This is a genomic window from Bradyrhizobium sp. SHOUNA76 (assembly GCF_023006445.1).
Lineage (GTDB): Bacteria > Pseudomonadota > Alphaproteobacteria > Rhizobiales > Xanthobacteraceae > Bradyrhizobium.
Genome location: NZ_JALBHA010000876.1, coordinates 1 through 1429, shown reverse-complemented (window position 1 = coordinate 1429; position 1429 = coordinate 1). Strand labels below are relative to the sequence as shown.

Below are 1429 nucleotides of genomic sequence, written 5' to 3'. Positions count from 1 at the left end.
GCCGCAGCCGCAGGCCAGCAGCAATCCGCTGGAGTCGCTGTCGCTCGACATCGGCCGGCTGATGGACCGCAACCTCGCCGCCGAGATGTGGGACCGCTACCAGCGCGGCGAGAACAAGGCCTTCACCAAGCGCCTCTACACGCCCGCCGGCCAGAAGGCCTTCGACGAGGTCGCCCGCAAGTACCGCGCCGACCGCAACTTCAAAGGCACCGTCGATCGCTATGTCGCCGAGTTCGAGCGCCTGCTCGACGAAGTCGCCCGCGACGGCCGCGGCCCGCAGGAGCTGCGCAGCCACCTGACCTCGGAGACGGGCCTCGTCTACACCCTGCTCGCCCACGCGGCGGGACGGCTGGGCTAAGCACCAGGTCCGCAAGACGGCACGATAGAAAACGGAGGCCTCGCGGCCTCCGTTTTGTTTTGCAGGAGAAAGCTCAGGTTCCGCCGGGCTGGCCAAATGACAGCCTCTCGGCCAGGACAGCGGCCTGGGTGCGCGAGCCGACGCCGAGCTTGCGCAGGATCGTCGAGACATGGCCCTTCACGGTCTGCTCGGCGATGTCGAGCTCGCCCGCGATCTGCTTGTTGAGCTTGCCGTCCACGATCATCGCGAGAATGCGGAGCTGCTGCGCCGACAGCGAGGCCATTCGCGCGGCGAGCTCGACATCGGCGCTCTGAATCGAACCGCGGCCGCCGACATTGGGCGGCATCCAGATTTCGCCGGCAAGGATCTTCGTAATCGCGTCCGCCATCTCGGGAAGGCTGAGCGATTTCGGGATGTAGCCGGATGCGCCGTAGGCAATGGCGCGGCGGATCGTGGCGGCGTCCTGCCGTGCCGAGATGATCGCCACCGGCACCGTCGGGAATTGCGCCGACAGGATGAACAGCGCGGCGAAACCCTGGATACCCGGCATGGTCAGATCCCAGAGGATCAGGTCGATCTCGTCGGACTGAGCCGACAGGATGCCGGTCGCCTCGTCAAGCGACTGGCAGGCGATGATGTCGAGACCGGGCAGCACGCTCGACAGCGCGCTGCGCAACGCGGCCTGTACCAGCGGATGATCGTCGCCGATAAGGATGCGCATTGTCAGGGAGTCTCCTGTTTCGTCCCGAACTGCCGGCTCAGGGCTTCGCTGCCGAGGAAGCGCCGCAGAGCCGCGGGCTTGACCGGCTTCGACAGGATCTCGCAGCCGCGCGCCCTCGCTTCCTTGCGCACCGCCTCGCTGCGATCGCCGGTGACGACCAGCGCGCGGACGTGGCGGCCCGACTTCTGCCCGAGATCGTCGAGAAAGTCCAAGCCGCTGCGGCCACCATCGAGATGATAATCCAGCAACACGACGTCGGGCGTGCTGGCTGCCGCCGCAGCCATCGCCTCGGCGGCATCTGCCGCGACCAGCACGCGATGTCCCCAGCCGCCGAGCAGCGCCGCGAGGCC

3 protein-coding genes are annotated in these 1429 nt (G+C 67.6%); 1 reads left to right on the top strand and 2 read right to left on the bottom strand.

Going from position 1 to position 1429, the window contains the following annotated elements; translation table 11 throughout:
* Positions 1-358 (top strand): hypothetical protein (locus tag MOV74_RS38160; RefSeq protein WP_246932669.1); only part of this gene is annotated, 358 nt, incomplete at its 5' end.
* A gap of 73 nt (positions 359-431) precedes the next feature.
* Here MOV74_RS38160 and MOV74_RS38155 read toward each other — a convergent pair.
* Both MOV74_RS38155 and MOV74_RS38150 read right to left on the bottom strand, forming a co-directional pair.
* A complete protein-coding gene (locus MOV74_RS38155; protein WP_246932673.1) occupies positions 432-1085 on the bottom strand; it encodes a response regulator transcription factor in 654 nt (217 codons plus the stop codon).
* A partial coding sequence (locus MOV74_RS38150; RefSeq protein WP_246932671.1) for a response regulator occupies positions 1082-1429 on the bottom strand: 348 nt, incomplete at its 5' end. The genes MOV74_RS38150 and MOV74_RS38155, both read right to left, overlap by 4 nt.